At 71.2% G+C, this 17,820-nt stretch carries 8 protein-coding genes; all 8 read right to left on the reverse strand.

What is annotated here, in order from left to right:
- Nucleotides 1–24: 24 nt before the first annotated feature.
- Complete coding sequence (locus ABZ863_RS13955) at nt 25–1,995, reverse strand: radical SAM protein (RefSeq protein WP_358535046.1); 1,971 nt, start codon at nt 1,993–1,995, stop codon at nt 25–27.
- Between the two features lie 51 nt (nt 1,996–2,046).
- On the reverse strand, nt 2,047–2,313 hold the full coding sequence (locus ABZ863_RS13960) for a phosphopantetheine-binding protein (RefSeq protein WP_358535047.1): 267 nt from the start codon (nt 2,311–2,313) through the stop codon (nt 2,047–2,049).
- 3 nt (nt 2,314–2,316) lie between these two features.
- Nucleotides 2,317–3,924 carry an AMP-binding protein gene (locus ABZ863_RS13965; RefSeq protein WP_358535049.1) on the reverse strand — a complete coding sequence of 536 codons (1,608 nt, stop codon included), beginning with the start codon at nt 3,922–3,924 and terminating at the stop codon, nt 2,317–2,319.
- Complete coding sequence (locus ABZ863_RS13970) at nt 3,914–4,708, reverse strand: alpha/beta fold hydrolase (RefSeq protein WP_358535051.1); 795 nt, start codon at nt 4,706–4,708, stop codon at nt 3,914–3,916. The genes ABZ863_RS13965 and ABZ863_RS13970 overlap by 11 nt, the downstream gene beginning before the upstream one ends.
- 41 nt (nt 4,709–4,749) lie before the next feature.
- On the reverse strand, nt 4,750–6,090 hold the full coding sequence (locus ABZ863_RS13975) for a lysine N(6)-hydroxylase/L-ornithine N(5)-oxygenase family protein (protein ID WP_358535053.1): 1,341 nt from the start codon (nt 6,088–6,090) through the stop codon (nt 4,750–4,752).
- A gap of 169 nt (nt 6,091–6,259) precedes the next feature.
- Complete coding sequence (locus ABZ863_RS13980) at nt 6,260–9,406, reverse strand: AMP-binding protein (RefSeq protein WP_358535054.1); 3,147 nt, start codon at nt 9,404–9,406, stop codon at nt 6,260–6,262.
- A gap of 81 nt (nt 9,407–9,487) precedes the next feature.
- Nucleotides 9,488–12,577, reverse strand: coding sequence for an acyltransferase domain-containing protein (locus ABZ863_RS13985; RefSeq protein ID WP_358535055.1), 3,090 nt, complete (start codon nt 12,575–12,577; stop codon nt 9,488–9,490).
- Nucleotide 12,578: 1 nt separating this feature from the next.
- Nucleotides 12,579–17,816: a type I polyketide synthase gene (locus tag ABZ863_RS13990; RefSeq protein ID WP_358535068.1), complete on the reverse strand. Its 5,238-nt coding sequence runs from the start codon at nt 17,814–17,816 to the stop codon at nt 12,579–12,581.
- Nucleotides 17,817–17,820: the final 4 nt, after the last annotated feature.

A 17,820-nucleotide genomic window follows, 5' to 3' on the forward strand; every position in this document is an offset into this window, starting at 1 on the left:
GGCCGCCGGGGTGCGATCGCCGGATCAGCGCGTCGCGACCACCTCGGGTGAGTGAACCTCGACGAAGGGCAGGATCTCGCGGAAGCGCAGGACGGTGCCGTGGCAGTAGTTGGCGTTGTGCTCGAGGCTCCGCTGCGGCATGTAGGGCATCTTCTGCCGGGCATGGTGGTTGATGCGCAGCGTGACCCGGCCCGACGCCGCGTCACCCAGCACGCCGGCGTCGAGCACCTCGCGCGCCACCAGCAACCCGGCCAGCTCGGCGGGGACCTCCACGAGGAAACTCTCGGCGTCGCCCAGGCCGTGCACGGTGCACTCGGTGAATTCGTAGTCCGGCACCCGCACCGGTTCACGGTAGATGTAAGGCCGGGCGAGCAGGTCCATTTCGAACGCCTGCCGGGCCAGCGGGTCGGACCACCACTCTTGGGACCGGACATAGGCGGCCAGCAACGCGTCGAATTCCTCACGGTGGGTGCTGAGGATCATGTGCCCGATCTTGCCGCTGACGAGCACGTCGTAGTTGGCCAGGTGGGCCAAGGACTTGGTGAAGAGCTGGAGCACCTCGGAATCGGTCCGCTGTTCGAAGTAACGCGCGACGCTCGCGAACAAATCGCCGTAGGAGAGGATGCCGACCTCGTCGAGGTAGCCGGAGAGCAGGAACAGACCCCGCATGTTGTACACGGTGTGCATCGCGTTGTACAGCCAGTACCCGTCGAAGCACGCCTCCCTGGACACCCAGTTCGTGCCGACGACGACCTCCGCCTCGGACACGTCGCTCGGGACCGGTTCCGTGACCAGGCCGTAGAGTTCCCGCTGCAGGTACATGGGCGTGTTGTTCAGGAGAAGCTCCGGGTAGACGATGACGGTGTCGGCATAGGAGCGGCACAGCTTCGTCAACCCGTCCTTGAAGGACTCGAAGGTTTCCCCCGGCAGTGGCCAGATCAGTTCCACATAGGAACTGATCTGCTTTTCCCGCAGCGTGCGCTGCAACTCGACGTAGGTCTCCTCGCGAATGTTGTCCCGCTCGACGAGCTTGAGCGCCACGGGGTTCAGCGTCTGGAGCGAAATCGGCTGGGTCACCATGAGGCCGCCCCGCACGAAGATCTCGGTGATCTGCGCCATGCGCTCCGGCCGGTTCTTGGCCGCCGCCATGTATACGACCAGCGGGTAGCCGTTTTCCCTTTTGAGCTCGACGATGTGCTCGGTCATCGCCACATCACGGGGTGACTGCCCCCAGTTCGCGTCGGCGATGAAGAGGCCGGAGAACCCGTTGTCGCTGATCCAGGTCAGCTCGTCCCTGATCCGGTCCTCCTCGAACTTGATCACCTTCGAGTTGGTGCGCGCGCCCCAGTAGCAGAAACTGCAGCGGAACGGGCACCCGCGGTTGGTCTCCAGGATCCCGAGACTGAACTCGTAACCATCGAAGACGCCGGTGAGAAAAGGCGAAGGAATCTCCATGAGATCGCCGATCCGCGGCGCGGGTTCGGTCGTGACGAGTTCGCCGCCGGACCAGAAGCTGAGCCCGGGGACCTGGCGCAGGTCGGGAGCCGCGCTGTTGAGCTGCCTGAACAGCTCCACCGACGTTCGCTCCCCCTCGCCGTTGCACACGTACACGTTCTCCGGCGCATCCGCCAGGTAGGTGGCTGCATGGTTCATCACCTGCGGGCCGCCGAGCAGGTAATGGGCGTTCGGCTGCCGCTCCCGCAACTCCTTCAGCACCCAGCGGATCAGCTTCATGTTCCAGATGTAGCAACTGAACGTGTAGATGTCCGCGTACTTCCCGACCAGCTCTTCTAGCAGCTTGTGCCGGTCGTCCTTCACCGGGTAGGAGAAGATTTCGAAGGAATGCGTCGCCGCCACTCCCTCGTCCTCCTGTGCGCACGCCTGGATGTAACCGGACGCGAGCGGCAGGATGTTCTCGTAGCTGGGAATCTCGACGAGCACGACCTTCTTGCGATCCTGGTCGCCGCCCTCTTGCGCGAAATTGTTGATCAGCAACTTCCGGCCTCCCGCCGAGGTGCGTACTGTCCGTGCCGGCACCGGCTGGTTTCAGGGTGCGTGTGTCCCGGCGTCCTGGTGCGCCCACAGGTCGATGTGCTCGGCCAGGTCGGCGAGGACCGGCCGGTCGATCAGCACCCGTACCGTGAAATCGATCTGCCACCGGCGGCGGGCCGCGAGCACGACCTTGGTGGCCAGCAGTGAATCCCCGCCCAGGTTGAAGAAGTTCTCCTCGCGCCCGATCTTGTCGATCTTGAGCACACCGGCCCAGATCTCCGCGAGCTGGTGTTCCGTCCGCGTCTCGAAGTCGCCATCCATTCCCTACCCCTGTCTGCGTCGGTGGCCTCGCAGGTGCATACCGGCGAGCGCGTGGGCGACGGCTTTGCGGTCCGCCTTGCCGCTCGGTGTCCGCGGCAGTTCCGGCAGGACGGTGATGGAGACGGGAACCGCCTGCGCGGGCAGCAGCTCGGCCAGGGCGGCGAGCGCCCGGCCCTGGTCGAATCCCACGCTGTCGCCGTCGACGGTGACCGCGGCCCGCAACTGGCGGGCGCCCTCGGTGATCTCGAGCGGAACGCAGACCGCTTCCGTGACGCCCGGCTGCTCGAGCAGGCAGGCATCCACTTCGAGGGGGTTCACCCGGACGCCGCGGATCTTGACCTCGTGGTCGGCACGGCCGACGTAGTGGATGACCTCGTCCTCGACGCGCACCAGGTCACCGGTGCGGAAGGTGCGGTCGCCGCCGGTGACCGGGAGGTACCGCACCGCGGTGAGGCGGGGCTGGTTGAGGTAGCACATCGAGAGCGGCAGGCCGGCCACCAGGAGCTCCCCCACCGCGGGTTCGCCGGGGTCGACCGGGTCGACGAACACCTGACAGCCCGGCAGCGGGCGCCCGATCGGCGCCAGCGTCGGCCAGCTGTCCGGCGGCCCGGTGAGCGTGTGCGCGGTGACCATGGCGGACTCGCTCTGTCCGTAGTGGACGTTGAGCCGGCTTCCCGGCAGGCGCCGGAAGAAGTCCCGGACGGTCGCGGTGCAGACGAGCTGCTCGCCACCGAGGTTCACCTCCCGCAGCGCGAGACCGTCGAGTGAGTCCGCGGCGGCCGCGGCGGTGGTGAGCATGTGCAGCGCCACGTACGGCAGGAACAGGCGCTCGATCCGGTTGTCCGCGAGCCAGTCGAGCAGCGCGATCGGGTCACGGCGCAGCGGCTCGGGCATGATCACCAGCGTGCCGCCGCCACCCAGCGTGCCGAGGACCTCCTGGAACCACACGTCGAAGTTGAGCGGGGTGAACTGGGCGGTGCGCAGGTCCGGCCGCACCGAGTGACCGCGCTGCCAGTGCGCCATGTTGTCGATGCTGCGGTGCGGCAGCACGACGCCCTTGGGCAGGCCGGTCGACCCGGAGGTGTAGATGATGTACACCGGCAGGTCCGCCCGGCACGGCTGCCGCAGAACGGCCGCGTGGGCGCGCGTTCCCACCGCGGCCGCGTCGTCGGCAGGCGGTATGCGCACGGACGGCACGCCGGTCGCGAACCCGGGTTCGGTGCCGGCCCACAGCACGATCCTGGCCCCGCTGTCGGCCGTCATGTACTCGAGCCGTTTCACCGGGTAGCCGGCGTCTAGCGGCACGTAGGTGGCCCCGATGCGCACGGTGGCGAGCATCGCCGCCACGATCGCGGCGCTTCGCGTGCCGGTGATGGCCACCGGGTCGCCGGGGCGGATGCCGTGGTCCGCCAGTAGCGCGGCGATCTGCTCGGTCCACCTGCTCAGGTCGTGGTAGGTGAGCTCGTGGTCCTCGTCGCGGACCGCGACGTGGCCCGGCCGCGCCGCCGCGGTCGCGGCCAGCGCGTCGATCAGGCACGGCGGATCCGCCGTGCCGCCCGACAGTGAAGTGAGCCGGCGGGGTGTGGTCAGCGCGGTCGCTTCACTGGCCATCTGCCATCCCTTGGCCGAGGTCGCTCAGGACACCGTTACGACCGGATATGACCACGTCATGCAGGTCCGCGAGCAGCGCGGCCGCGTTGGCTCTGAGGTAGAAGTGGTCACCGGGCAGCACCCGGAGCCGGAAGGCGGCGTTCGTCGTCTCCGCCCAGCGGCGCATCTGCTCCGGGGACGCTTCGGGATCGTGGTTCCCGACGTAGCCGTACACCGGGCAGTCGAGCGGCGGCCGGGCGCCGCCGGAATAGTCGTCGGTCAGGCGGTAGTCGGCGCGGATCGCGGGGAGCACGACCTCCCGCAGGCCACGATCGGCGAAGACCGCGGACGCGCTCGCGTCGAAGCTCATCACGTGCGCGATGATCTCCTCGTCCGTGCCGGAGATCATCTGCCGGCCGGCCAGCGCGTGCGGCGGCCGCCTGCCGGAGACGCACAGCGTGGCGGGCGGACGACCCTGGTCCTGGAAGCGCAGAGCCACCTCGTGCGCCACCGAGGCACCCATGCTGTGCCCGAAGAACACCAGCCGGTGGGGGGCCAGATCGCCGAGCGCGCCCGCGATGTCGTCCGCGAGGGCCTCCAGCCGGGCGGGGAACGGATCGCCGAACCGGTCCTCCCTGCCCGGGTACCGGACGGCGAGCACGCCGACGTTCGACGGCAGTCCCAGGGGCCAGGTGCGGTAGGCACTCGCACCCGCGCCGGCGTGCGGGAAGCAGACGAGCTTCGTCTGGCACCCGGCGTCATCACGGAAGCGGCGTATCCACCGCTCTTCCACCGGACTCCGCAACAGAGTCCTCCTATCAGGATCGGAAGGAATCGTCAGTGTGGTCAACGGAGATCGCTCCCGACCTTGACCGGAACGGCACTGTCCACGTTGTCCCCGGCCTGCCGGGAGACGATCGATTCGACGATCTCGCCGCTTCGCAAGGCGATGGTCGACAGCAGTGAGGAGGTCAGGCCGTGGGTGTGCTCGGTACCGCCCTGGAGGTAGATGCCGCACCGCACCTCGGGCACGGTGACGAGCCGATAGTCCCGGTCGACCTGGTACCGGTCCGCTTCGTCACGCAGGCAGTGCCGATCGAGGTCGCCGAGCAGCCCGGCGGGCTCCATCGCGCGGTAGCCGGTCGCGCACACGAGCGCGTCGACGTCGAGTTCACGCACCTCGCCGTCCTCCCCCACCTGTAGCGAGATCCGGGTCTCCTCGCCCGCGCGTTTGGCACCGGTGACCCTGGTCAGGTTGAGGAACCGCAGGCGCCTGACCCCGAGCACGTCGTCGTCGTAGGACCTGCGGTACAGCTCCCTGATCACCTCGTCGTCGACGACCGAGTAGTTGGTGTTGCGGTGGTACCGCCAGAACGCCTCGCGCGTCTGCTCGGTGCCGAAGTAGTAGTCGTCGACGGCCGGTTGGTCGAAGACCTGGTTCGCGAAAGGCGTGTCGTCGGCGACGGAGTAGCCGTAGGACGGGGTGACCGCGTACACCTGGGCGTGGGGCAGTTCGTCGTAGAGGAACCGGGTGATCTCGGCTGCGCTCTGGCCGGCGCCCGCCACCGCGACCCGGCGCAGGGTCCTGGGGTCCATCCGCCGGTACTGCTCCAGGAAATCGCAGCTGTGCCACACACGTTCGTCACGCTCGGTCCCCTCGGGCAGGCTCGGGACCAACCCGGTCGAGATCACCACGTTCCGCGCCTTGATCACGCGGCGGCCGGTGTCGTCCGCGATCTCCAGCAGCAGGTGGTCCGGCGCTTCCGCGGCCTCGCCGGCCGGCAGCCGGATCGACGTGACCTCCGAGCCGTAGGCGATGCGGTCGGACACCCGCGCCTGCGCCCACTCGAGGTAGGAGTGGAACTCGCGGCGGGTGGGGAAGAAATCCTGCTTGTTGACGAACTGCGGGAGCCGCCCCGACGCGTGCAGGTACGCGACGAAGCTGAAACTCGACGTCGGATTCCGGATGGTGACCAGGTCCTTGAGAAAGGATATCTGCATCGTCGCCGATGGAAGCAACATGTTGCGGTGCCAGCCGAAAGAAGCCTGACGTTCGAAGAAGAGGCTGCTGATCCCCTTTCCCGGCCGACTCGCCCCGTACTCCTCGATGGCGATGGCCAGCGACAGATTGGCCGGGCCGAACCCGATGCCGGCCACATCGTAGATCTCAGGTCCTCGATCACTCATAGAGAATTCTCCCGCTGGCATGGCTGCAGAGTGCACGGAGTTCGCGTTTCCGACCAGTGTTTGCTCTCTCCAAGAAAGCCATACAATTGATGGGCGAGGGCTGGAATGACGATATCCCCGGATCGCTTCCCCGGGCAGTCTTGACCGGCACTAGGCAAAGGACGAACGCTCAGAGCATTTCGCCGTTCCTCGTCCGGCGCCGCAGCGCGGGCCTGCTCGACGCGGCGAGGTCCTTCCGTCTGTCCGACAGGCCGGCGATGGTGCGTGCCGCGAACAACGTCCGGATGGAGAGCTCGAGGTTCAACGTCGTCCGGATCAGGCCGACCAGCCGGATCGCGCGCAGCGAGTTGCCACCGAGATCGAAGAAGTCCTCGTCGATGCCCACCGCCCGGTTCAGCTCGAGCACCTCGGCGAACGCCTCGGCCAGCACCTGCTCGGGATGGTCGCGCGGGGCCCGGTGCGGCCGGTCGTCGAACACGGGGTCCGGCAGCAGCGCCCGGTCCACCCTCCCGCCGGGTGTCGCCGGCAGGTGCTCCACCACGTCGAACACCGAGGGCACCATGGTTTCCGGCAGGCGTTCCGCGGCGAACCGGCGGAGCTCGGCCACGGAGGGGCCGTGGTCGCGCACCGGGACCACATAGGCCACCAGCCGCTGCTGCCCGGCGGCGTCCTCCCTGGCGACCACCACCGACCGGGCCAGCCCGGGGTGCTCGGCCAGTACCTCCTCGATCCGGGCGGGCTCGACCAGCTCGCCGCGGATCTCGGCCTGGCCGCCGGTCCGGCCGACGTGGTCCAGGTGGCCGCCGGTGCCCCACCGGACCCGGTCGCCGGTCCGGTACATGAGCCCGCCGGGCGCACCGAACGGGCACGGGACGAACCGTTCCGCGGTCAGCCCCGGCCGCCCGCGGTAGCCACGCGCCACGCCGGACCCGGCCACGTACAGCTCACCGGCCACGCCCGCGGGGACCGGCGTCAAACCCGGCCCCAGCACGTGGAAAGCCGTGTCACCCGGTTCGTCCTCGCCCGGCAGGTTGAGAACTGCCGTCTCCGCCGAACCGTGCTCGACGACGATCGTGAGCTCGGGGCAGGCGTCCCGCACCCGCCGCACGGCGGCCGCGGGCACCCGGTCACCACCGGTCCACACCTCGCGCAGCCCGGCGAACCACGCGGGGCGTTCCGCCGCGATCGCCGAGAACAGGCCGACGGGCAGCCACATCGCGGAGATGCCGTTCGCCGTGCGCATCCCGGTCAGCGCGTCGGCGTCCGGCTCTCCCGGCGTGGCTACCACCACCCGTCCGCCGGTCAGCACGGACCCCCACCATTCGACGGCGAACCCGTCGCCGCTGTGCGGGGAGTGCCACAGCACGGTGTGCGGGCCGCGGTCGGTGACCAGCCGCCGCAGGTTCCGGTGCGTCACCTCGACGCCGGTGGCCGCACCGGAGCCGGGCAGCACGGCCACCAGGTTGTCCTCCCGCGGAGAGGCCGGGATCTCAGGTACACCACCGGAATCCGCGCAGAGGTCGGCGAACGGGATCACCGGCACGTCCGGCTCGGCGAGCGACGCCCCGGCCGCCGTCGCACCGGTGATCAGCACGCGCGCCGAGGATTCGGCGACCATCGACCGGATCCGGCCCGCGGGCGACGCGGGATCGATCAGCAGGTAGGCCGCGCCCGTTTTCACCACCGCGAGCAGGGCGACGGCCAGGTCCGCCGATCGAGGCATCGCCACCGCCACAACCGTCTCGGCTCGGACCTGCCTGCGTCGCAGCGCCGCGGCCACGAGGCTCGACCGCTCGTCCAGCACCCGGTACGAGACCGCCGAGTCCCCGGCCACCACCGCGACGGCGTCGGGAGTCCGCTGCACCTGCCGGGCGAACAGCTCCGGAACCGTTGCACCCGGAACCACCGCCTCCGCGTGGTCCGGCGCGGGCAGCACCCGGTCCCGTTCGGCGGTGCTCAGCACGTCCACGGCACCGACCGGCTGTGCGTGGGCGGCTACCAGGCCGTGGATGAACGCGATCAGCTCCTCGCCGAGGAACCGCAGCTCCGCACGGGAGTACAGGCCCGCGGGGGCGTCGAGCCGGAGGAACAGGTCGCTGTCGGCGCTGCCGTCGGTGTAGGTGGTGACCGTCAGTTCGTCGAAAGCCCCGATCGTCGCGCTCACGTGGCGCGCCGGGTGGCCGGCGAAGTGGAGCTGATCCCCGAGCTCGACGACGTTGAGGAGGGCACCGAAACAGCTGCGGCCGCTCAGGACGGCTCCGCTCACGCGCTGGATGTCGGAGTAGTGGCAGGCGGTGTGACCGGCGATCGCGTACGTCTCGTCGATGACCGCCTCGACGATCTCGGTGAAGCTCGCGCCGAGCGGCACGCGCGCCCGGACCGGGACCACGTTCACCGCCAGGCCGGGCACCTGGCTCGCCGCTCCGGCCCGGTTGCCCACGGCCAGCGAAAAGAGGAGCTCGGGACGATCGCAGCGGTGCCGCAGGTACACCGCCACCGCCCCGGCCAGCAGCGACGACATCCACACGCCCATGGACTTCGCCGCCTCGGTCCACGCGTCCGCCTCGGCACGCGTGACGGTCAGCGTCCGGCTCGTCATGCCGATGGCGCCGGCCAGCTCCGACCAGCGGTCGGCGCTGCTCACCGGTTCGGACAGGGCCGACCGCGCCGCGTCGGACTGGGCGACCGGCGGGATCCGCGCGGGTGCGGGCGCGCCGGTCAGGTAGGTGCGCCAGAACTCCGTGTCCTCGGCGAACGCCGGGGAGGCGCGGTACGCCGCTGCCTCGGCCGCGAACGGCTCGGCGGTCCACGGCTGGGGCAGGTCCGGTATCCGCGTGCCCCGCTCCATCGCCGTGTACACGTCCGCGAGGCGCCGCGACAGCAGGTTTCCCGCGCCGTACCCGTCCGACACGAGGTGGTGGTAGGCGATCACCACGAGCGAGCGGGCCGCCGCGAGCCGGACCACACCCAGCCTCAGCAGTACGTCGCGCTCCAGGTCGAACGGCTGCCCCACCAGGTCAGCCAGCGCCTCGCGGGCCGCCTGCTCGGGATCGGCCGCGTCGCGCAGGTCCAGGAGGAACGGCTCCCAGTCCGCCGGCTCCCTGGGCACCAGCCGCAGCTCGCCGCCGTCGTCGGCGAAGCCGGCCCGCAGCACCTCCGCCTCGGCGAGCACGTGGCGGAACGCCGCGGCCATGATGGCCGTGTCCAGCTCACCGTCCACGTCCCACAGGAACAGCGGGTGGTTCAACGTGTCCGGGGACATCCTCTGCGCCAGCCACAAGCCTCGCTGCGCGGACGACGCACTGAGCGAACGCACACAGACCATCTCCTCGGAGAACTCGCGGTGTCCTGTCGACAGGACGGTCCGACCGGGCGGAAAGCGTTCCGGGCACAGGGATCACGGCCGATCGCGGCCGGCCAGCAAGGACATGAGGTGCCCGGCGATCAGTCTCGGTGACGGGTACCGCAGCACCAGCGTCGCCTTCAGCTTGAGCCCGGTCGACGCGGCCAGGCGCTTGCTCAGCTCCACCGACAGCAGCGAGTCGAAGCCGAGGAGCTTGAACTCCTGGTCGGGGTCCAAGGTCTCGCCCGCGGGGTGGCCGAGCACGACGGCGACCTTCCGCAGGACGTGGTCCAGCACGAGTGCCGTCCCGTCACCGTGCGGGAGGGTGGCGATCCGGTCCGCCAGGGAGACGGGGTGCTCGTCGTCGGGCGGGGGCGCCGCCACCACCGCCGCCGCCGTGGGCGAGGAAGTCAGCCAGTACCGCTTCCGCTGGAACGCGTACGTCGGCAGCTCCACCCGCCGCCGCGTCCCGAAGACCGCGGCCCAGTCGACGGATCCACCGTGGACGTGCAGTCGCGCCAGCGAGCCGGCGACGGCCGCCACCTCTCCCCCGCCCCGCCGCGTCGAAGACAGGACCACCGCGCCGTCGACGTCCTCGGTGATCTCCTGCACCGGCGCGGCCAGCACGGGGTGCGGGCTCATCTCGACGAACACCCGGTGGCCGTCCGCGACCAGCCGCCGGACGGCGGATTCGAAGCGGACCCCCTCCCGCAGGTTGCGGTACCAGTAGTCGCCGGTCAGCTCCGCGGTGTCGATCCGGTGGCCGCGCAAGGTCGAGTAGAACGGCAGCGCCGACGTCGCCGGGCGCACGCCGGACAGGGGTTCGATCACCTGGTCGCGGATCTGGGCCACCTGGGGTGAATGGGAGGCGTAATCCACCGCGATCCGCCGCGCCGGCACGCCTTCGGCCGTCATCTTCTCGACGAACTCGTCGAGTGCGCCCGGTTCCCCGGACACCACCACCGAGCTGGGTCCGTTGACCACGGCAATGCACACCCGGTCCTGCCACGGTGCTAGCCGCGCCGCGACGAGGTCCTCGGCCTGCGCGACCGAGGCCATGCCGCCGCGACCGGTCAGAGCGACCAAGGCCTTGCTGCGCAACGCCACGACCTTGGTGGCGTCCCGCAGCGACAACGCACCGCAGACGCAGGCGGCGGCTATCTCGCCCTGGCTGTGCCCCACCACCGCCGCCGGCTCCACCCCCCAGGAGCGCCACAGCGCGGCCATGGCGACCATCACCGAGAACAACGTCGGCTGAACCACGTCCACCCGGTCCAGTTCCGGCGCTCCCGGCACGCCGCGCAGCACGTCGAGCAGCGGCCAATCGACCCATTCGGCCAGAGCCGCGGCGCACTCGTCCAGTGCCCGCGCGAAGACCGGGAAGGTGTCGTAGAGCTCCCGGCCCATGCCTGCCCACTGCGACCCCTGCCCGGGGAAGACGAAGACCACCCCGCCCGGGTTACTGGCGACACCGTGCGCCACCCCGGCGGACTCGGCGCCGTCACGCAACGACGCCAGCCCGCTCAGCAACTCGTCCCGGTCGCGGCCCAGCACGACCGCGCGATGCGGGAAGTGCGTCCGGCCCGACACCAGGGACCAGCCGATGTCGGCGATGTCCACCTCTGGTGCGGCGACGGCGAACGCGCGCAGCTTCTCCGCCTGCCCCGCCAAGGCCGCCGCGCCCTTGCCGGAGACCGCCCACGGCACCAGCTCGCCGAGCACAGGACCGCGCCGGCCCGCCGGTTCGCCGGCTTGGTCCCGCGCGGGCTCTTCGAGGATCAGGTGCGCGTTGGTGCCGCTGACCCCGAACGACGACACCCCGGCCCGCCGCGGACCGTCCGCCCGGGTCCACTCCCGCTCCCGCGTCAGCAGTTCGACCGCGCCGCGGGACCAGTCCACGTGCCGGGACGGCGTCACCACGTGCAAGGTCTTCGGCAGCACACCGTGGTGCATGGCCTGCACCACCTTGATGACCCCGGCCACGCCGGCCGCGGCCTGGGTGTGACCGAGGTTCGACTTCAGGGACCCCAGCCACAGCGGCCGGTCCGGCGCGCGGTCCGTTCCGTAGGCCGCCAGCAGGGCGTGCGCCTCGACGGGGTCGCCGAGCTTGGTTCCGGTGCCGTGGGCCTCGACCACGTCCACCCCGGCGGGCGCGACCCCGGCGTTCGCCAGTGCCTGGCGGATCACCTTCTCCTGCGCGAGTCCGCTGGGCGCGGTCAGCCCGTTGCTGGCGCCGTCCTGGTTCACGGCGGAGCCCCGGACGACGGCCAGCACCGGGTGCCCGTTGCGGCGGGCGTCGGACAACCGCTCCAGCAGCAGCACCCCGGCCCCCTCCGCCCAGCCGGTGCCGTCCGCGCTATCCGCGAAGGACCTGCACCGGCCGTCGGCCGACACCGCCCGCTGCCGGGAGAACTCCACGAAGAGCGCGGGCGTGGGTATCACCGACACTCCGCCGGCCAGCGCGAGCGAACACTCCCCCAGACGCAGGGACTGCGCCGCCAGGTGCATCGCCACCAGCGAGGACGAACAGGCCGTGTCCACGACGACCGCCGGCCCGGTCAGCCCCAGCTCGTACGCCACCCGGCCGGCCGCGAGGCTCTGCGCGCTGCCGTGCAGCAGGTAGCCCTCCAGCTCGTCGTTGCCCGCCGCCAGGAACCGCACCCCGTACTCCGACGAGCTCACCCCGGTGAAGACACCGACGCCGGTCCCCCGCACCTCGGCGGGCAGGATGCCCGCCCGCTCGAAGACCTCCCACGACGTCTCCAGCAGCAGCCGGTGCTGCGGATCGACCGCCAGCGCCTCACGGGGGCTGATGCCGAAGAAGTCCGCGTCGAAGCCGGCCACGTCCGTCAGGAAACCGCCGTGGCGCGTGTACGAGCTGCCGGCGGCGTCGGGGTCCGGGTCGTACACGTCCCGCCACCCCCGGTCGTCCGGGAACTCGGTCACGACATCCCGGCCACCGCGGACCACGTCCCACAACTCCTCGGGAGAGGACACCCCGCCCGGGTAGCGGCACGCCATCGCGACCACGGCGATCGGCTCGGCGCGGCCGGCCCTCAGTGCGTCGTTCTCCTGCCGCAACTGGTCGCGCTCCGCCAACAGCGCGCGGAGCGCCCGTTCGACCCGATCCGCCGAGTCGGTCATGTCAGCTGCCCCTCTCGTTCAGCGCCAGGTCGACGAGTGCGTCCAGGTCCAGGTCCGCCAGTTCGTCCGTGTGCGCCCGCGGCGCCTCCGGGATCCCGGCGTCCCTGGCACCCGGGGCCGGGCGCAGCAGGCTGAAGATGTGCTCACCCAGCTCGCGGGGGGTCGGGTAGTTGAAGACGACGGTCGACGGCAGGCGCAGTCCGGTCGAGGAACCCAGGCGGCCGCACAGTTCGACCGAGGTCAGCGAGTCGAGCCCGAGGTGGGTGAACGACAGATCGGCCTCGACGACGGCACCGGCGGGGTGCCCGAGAACCGTGGCGACGTGATCGCGGACCCAGTCCACCACAGCCGCCCCGGCCTCCTCCGCCGGCAACGCGGCGAGCCTGGCGGACAGGCCGCCGTCCCTGGACTTGCTCGCCCCGTTCCGGCGTGGACCGCCGCTGCCGGTGAGATCGCGCAGCAGGTGCGGCAGTTCGCCGCCGGTCGAGTTCCGCAGGGCGCTGACGTCCAGCCGGGCCGGGATGAGGACCGGCGCGCCGATCGCGCACGCCGCGTCGAACAGGGCCAGTGCCTCGGGTGCCGCCATCGGGGCGATGCCCAGCCGCCGGATCCGCGAGCGGCTGGCCTGGGCCAGGTCCCCGGTCATGCCGCCGTCCTGGTGCCACCAGCCCCAGCACAGCGAGGTGCCTGCCCGTCCGGACGCCCGGCGTTGTGCCGCCAGACCGTCCAGGAACCCGTTGGCCGCGGCGTAGTTCGCCTGTCCCGGGGTGCCGAGCGTGCCCGCGAAGGCGGAGAACTGGATGAACGCCGACAGGGTGCGGTCCCTGGTCAGCTCGTGCAGGTTGACCGCACCGCCGACCTTGGGGCGCAGCACCCGTTCGACGCTCTCCGTCGTCAGCGACGCCACCGTGCCGTCCGCGAGCACACCCGCCGCGTGCACGATCGCCGTCAGCGGGTATCCACCGGGCATGTCGGCGAGCACGGCCGCCACGGCGGCCGGGTCCGCGACATCGCATGCCGTGACCTTGACTGCCGCGCCCGCCTTCTCCAGGTCTGAGACCAGTTCGGCGGCGCCGTCGGCGGCCATGCCCCGGCGGCTCGCCAGCACTAGGCTCCGCACCCCGTGTTCGGCGACGAGGTGCCGCGCCACCTGCGAACCCACTCCCCCGGTCCCGCCCGTGACCAGCACGGTCCCACCGCCGAAGCCGTCGCCCACCTCGAGGACCAGCTTCCCGGTGTGGCGGCCTCGGCTCATCTCGCGGAAAGCGTGGCGCACGTCGCGGATGTGCCGGACGGAGATGGGGTTGAGGTGCACCCGCCCGCCGGCGAACAGCGCCATGACGGCCCGGAACATCTCGTTGATCAGGTCCGGGCCGGCCTCGTAGAGGTCGAAGGCCCGGTAGTCGACGCCGGGGTGATCGGCCGCGATCCGGCGGGGATCGCGGATATCGGTCTTCCCCATCTCGATGAAGCTCCCGCCTTCGGGGAGCAGCGTCAGCGAGGCGTCGACGAAGGCGTGCGCGAGGGAGTTCAGCACGACATCCACCCCGCGACCGCCGGAGGTTTCCAGGAATTTGCCCGCGAAGTCCAGATCCCGCGACGACGCCAGGTGGTCGTCGTCCAGTCCCAGGTCGCGCAGGGTTTGCCACTTGGCCGGGCTGGCGGTCGCGTAGATCTCGGCACCGGCGTGTTTCGCCAGCGCGACGGCGGCCAGGCCGACACCGCCCGCGGCGGCGTGGATGAGAATCCGCTGCCCCCTCGCGAGGTGCCGCACGTGGTGGAGCGCGTAGTAGGCGGTGAGGAAGGCGGCCGGCACGGACGCCGCCTCGGCGTAGCTCCATGCGCCGGGAATGGGCAGGATCATGCGGTGATCGGCCACGGCCACCCGGCCGAAGGCGCCCGGGAAGATGCCCATCACCCGGTCACCCGGCGACAGGTTCTTGACGTCGCCGGCGACCTCCAGCACCGTTCCGGCACCCTCACCGCCGAGCCCGGCACCGAGGGCTGTCCCCGCCACCAGCCCGAGGGCGATCGTCACGTCCCGGAAGTTGAGCCCGGCGGCGTGCACGGCGATACGCACCTGCCCACCGCTCAGCGGCGCCTCCACCTCGGGGCAGGGAGTCCAGGCCAGGTTCTCCAGCGTCCCCTGGCTTCGGAGGCCCAGCCGGTGTGCGCCGGCCGGCGGTGGTGGGAGTTGCCCGCTCGGGGGTGCGGCCCGCGTCATGCGGGGGACGAGGTACGCGCCGCCTCGTACTGCCAGCTGGTCCTCGTCGACGGCGAGCGCGTCCGGGAGTCGCGTCAGAGACGCTTCGTCGTCGTCGATGTCCACCAGCCGGAACCGGCCGGGGTGCTCGGTCCGGGCGGACCGGACCAAGCCCCACACGGATGCGCCGGGGAGGCTTTCGACCTTCTCCCCGCCGCCGGTGTCGAGGGCCAGGCGGGTGAGCACCACCAGCGCGGCTCCGGCGAGCTGCTCCTCGGCGAGGAACCGCTGGACGCAGGCAAGCACCCGGGTGGTGGCGTCGCCGACCGCGGCGGTCAGCTCGATGTCGGCGAGGTAGAGATCGTCCAGGCAGAGAACGATGTGCCGGGGGCACTCCCCCGGCACATCGTCCAGGGACTCGATGAGCACGACGCTCTGGTCGCCGGCCGCCGCTACTCGCCCGGCCAGGCCGTTCTTCGCACCGAGAACGCACCACCGCCCGCGGTGAGTTTCCCGCTCGCCTGGCTGGACCGGCCGCCATTCCAGGGCGAACAGCGAGCGCTCCTGCCCGCCACGCACCGAGTGCGGCAGCGCATTCGCCGGCCGCAACGTCAACGCCCCGACGTGCGCGATCTCGCGGCCTTGCTCGTCGGCGGCCGTCACCGCGACGACGCCGTCGCCCGCCGGTGAGATCCGGACCCGCAAGCCCGGCCCGCACGCGCCGGTCAGGGTCACCCCGGACCACGAGAACGGCAGCCACACCTGGCCGTCTCCCACCTCGAGGACACCGCCCGCCACCATCGCGTGCAGCGCGGCGTCGAACAACGCCGGGTGGAGGACGAACCCGCCACCTGCCGGACCGTCGGCGGTCACCGGCAGCGTGGCCGACGCGTAGAGATCATCGCCGCGCCGCCACACTTCCCGCAGCCCGCGGAAGGCCGGACCGTAGTCGTAGCCCGCCGTGGCGAAGGCGTCGTGGAGACCGTCGAGGTCGAGTCGGGTCGCCCCGGCCGGTGGCCAGACGGCCAGCGAACGTACGTCGTCGGTGCGCTGCGGCGCGCTGGACGACAGGCTCCCGGTCGCGTGGCGGGTCCACCCGCCTCTCGTCCACCGGCCCTGGCCGTCACCATGGGGGCGCGAGTACATGGTCAGGCAGCTGCGCCCTGCCTCGTCCGCCGCGCCGACGACGATCCGCACCTGCATGCCGCCGTCACGGGGAAGAACCAGGGGAACCTCCAGGGAGAGCTCCTCGATCACCGCGCAGTCCGCGAACTCCCCCGCCCACAGCGCCAGGTCCAGGTAGACCGTCGCCGGTACGACGACCGCGCCCAGCACGACGTGATCGGCCAGCCAGCCGTGGGTCCGCTGGGACCACACCCCGGTGAAGACGATCTCTCCGGTGCCGGGATGCTCCACCACGGCGCTCACCAGCGGGTGTTCCGTGGCCGACAGCCCGGCGGAACCCAGGCCCCCACCACCCGGCCCGGCCTGGAAGTCCAGCCAGTACCGCTGCCGCTGGAACGCGTACGTCGGCAGGTCCACGCGTTGGCGTGGGCCGAACAGGGCGCCCCAGTCCACCTCGACACCCCGGACGTGCAAGTGGGCCAGCGCGCCGACCACGGCGTCCACCGCCCCGCGGTCGCGCCGTGACGAGGACAGGACCAGCGCCTCGGGTACGCCATCGCCGGCCAGGGCTTCCTTGGTGATGCTCGCGAGCGTCGCGCCGGGCCCCACCTCGAGGAAGATGTTCGCACCGGCCGCCCGTGCGTGCCGCACCGCGTCGAAGAAGCGAACGGGGGCGCGGACGTGGTGCACCCAGTGCGCGACGGACGTCAGCTCCTCGAGCGTGGCCTCGCGGCCCAGCGAGGTCGAGACGAGGGGGATCGACAACCGGCCCGCAGGCAGTTCGTCGATCGATCCCGCGAAGTCGGCCAGGACCGGGTCCATGAGGGGCGAGTGGAACGCCTGATCGACGCCGAGCAGCTTCGCCGACGTGCCATCCGCGACGAACTTCTCCCGGAGGTCGAGGACCACGTCGCGGCGACCCGAGACCACCACCGAATCCGGCCCGTTGACCGCGGCGATGCCGACACCCTCGTACTGGCGGAGCAGCGCGCTGACCTCGTCCTCGTGTGCGCGCACCGCCAGCATGGCGCCGCGTTCGCCGACCGCCTGCATGGCCTGTCCGCGTGCGGCCACGAGCCTGACCGCGCCGTCCAGATCGAGGGCTCCGGAGACGTGGGCCGCGGCGATCTCACCGACAGAGTGACCGATCAGGTGGCTCGGCTGCGGGCAGAACCGCTGCATGAGCCGGCACAGGCTGATCTGGATGGCGAACAACGCCGGCTGCGTGATGTCGGTTCGCCCGACGGGCTGTTCCGCCGGCGCGAGGAGCAGGGGTTTGAGCGCATACGGGAGGTGCGCGTCGAAGCGTTCGCAGATCTCGTCGAGGCTCTGGGCGAAGGCGGGGAAGACGTCGCACAACTGCCTGGCCACGCCGGCCCACGGCGCGCCCTGCCCGGGGAACAGGAAGACCACGCCACCGGGCTCTTCGGCGACGCCACGCACCACCGAGGCGGATTCCGCGCCGTCACTCACCGACGCCAAGCCGTCGAGCAACTCCTGCCGGTCACGCCCCAGCACCACCGCACGGTGCTCGAACCGCGACCGGCTCGACACCAGCGACCAGCCGACGTCGCCGACTTCCAGGTCTGGTTGACCGGCAGCGAACTCGCGGAGGTTCCGGGCCTGCGCCCGCAGCGCCGCCGCCGACCGCGCCGACACGACCCACGGCACCACCCCGTCGGCACCGCGATCGGTGGTAGCGGCCGCCTCCTCGTCGGGTGCCTGCTCGAGGATGAGGTGTGCGTTGGTGCCACTGACCCCGAACGACGACACCCCGGCTCTTCTCGGCCGATCCGGTGTGCCGGGCCATGGTCTGGCCGCGGTCAGCAACTCCACGGCCCCGGCCGACCAATCCACGTGGGTGGAGGGCCGGTCGATGTGCAACGTCCGGGGCAGCACCCCGTGGCGCATGGCC

Origin of the sequence: Saccharomonospora sp. NPDC046836, assembly GCF_040645195.1 — a bacterium.
Classification (GTDB): Bacteria; Actinomycetota; Actinomycetes; order Mycobacteriales; family Pseudonocardiaceae; genus Prauserella_A.

Excerpts from the sequence above, each read along its gene's own strand:
- ABZ863_RS13960 (WP_358535047.1), bottom strand. The coding sequence starts at position 2,313 with ATGGATGGCGACTTCGAGACGCGGACGGAACACCAGCTCGCGGAGATC.
- ABZ863_RS13965 (WP_358535049.1), bottom strand. The coding sequence starts at position 3,924 with ATGGCCAGTGAAGCGACCGCGCTGACCACACCCCGCCGGCTCACTTCA.
- ABZ863_RS13975 (WP_358535053.1), bottom strand. The coding sequence starts at position 6,090 with ATGAGTGATCGAGGACCTGAGATCTACGATGTGGCCGGCATCGGGTTC.
- ABZ863_RS13985 (WP_358535055.1), bottom strand. The coding sequence starts at position 12,577 with ATGACCGACTCGGCGGATCGGGTCGAACGGGCGCTCCGCGCGCTGTTG.
- ABZ863_RS13990 (WP_358535068.1), bottom strand. The coding sequence starts at position 17,816 with ATGCGCCACGGGGTGCTGCCCCGGACGTTGCACATCGACCGGCCCTCC.